This window comes from Paraburkholderia tropica, from assembly GCF_914484835.1.
Lineage (GTDB): Bacteria > Pseudomonadota > Gammaproteobacteria > Burkholderiales > Burkholderiaceae > Paraburkholderia > Paraburkholderia tropica_A.
The window spans coordinates 1-695 of sequence record NZ_CAJZAR010000026.1; the positions used below are offsets into that span (position 1 = coordinate 1).

General features: G+C 57.6%; 1 protein-coding gene. It reads left to right on the forward strand.

The features are described from left to right. Positions 1-662, forward strand: a 662-nt coding sequence (locus tag LDO54_RS02075) for a GNAT family N-acetyltransferase (RefSeq protein WP_224005453.1), incomplete at its 5' end; no start/stop codon positions are given. Positions 663-695 lie beyond the last annotated feature (33 nt).

Genomic DNA, 695 nt, shown 5'->3' on the forward strand with positions numbered 1-695 from the left:
CGGCCAATTTCGGTCGTTCGACATCGCGGTCTGGATCGCCGACAATCTGCATCGAACAACCCCCGTTTCTGTTTCAACCCGGAACCGTCTCCATGCAGCCTGTCCTGATAGATCTACCCGATCCGATTCACACCGAACGGCTAGTCATTCGCGCTCCTCGACAGGGAGATGGACAGCAAGTTTTTGAGGCGACTATCGAATCACTGGAAGCTCTACGCGAGTTTCCGGCATCTTTGCCATGGGCAATGGAAGAGCCCTCCCTTGATGCCTCTGAAGCCTTCTGCAGGGTTGGAGCGTCCAACTTTATCGCGCGTCGCGATTTTCCCTTTCTCTTCTTGTCGCGTGATTCCGGCGAGCTGGTTGGCTGTGGTGGGCTTCACAACCCGCGCTGGAAATCCGGCACGTTTGAGGCCGGCTGGTGGGGACGAACCTCCTGGACGAGACAAGGCTTGATCAGCGAAGCCGTTACCGCGATAGTCGACCTCGCCTTCAGCGCTTTCGCGGCCCATCGCGTGGAAGCCCTCACAGACGACCTGAACCCGAATGCATGGCGATTGTGTGAGCGAGTTGGCATGGAGCTTGAAGGCGTGTTACGCAATTCCCGAGTAGAACCCGGCGGGACGCTGCGCAATACGCGGGTCTATTCAAAAATTCGACAATAATCCGGGGCGGCACGAGTAGGCAGAATGCGGCCA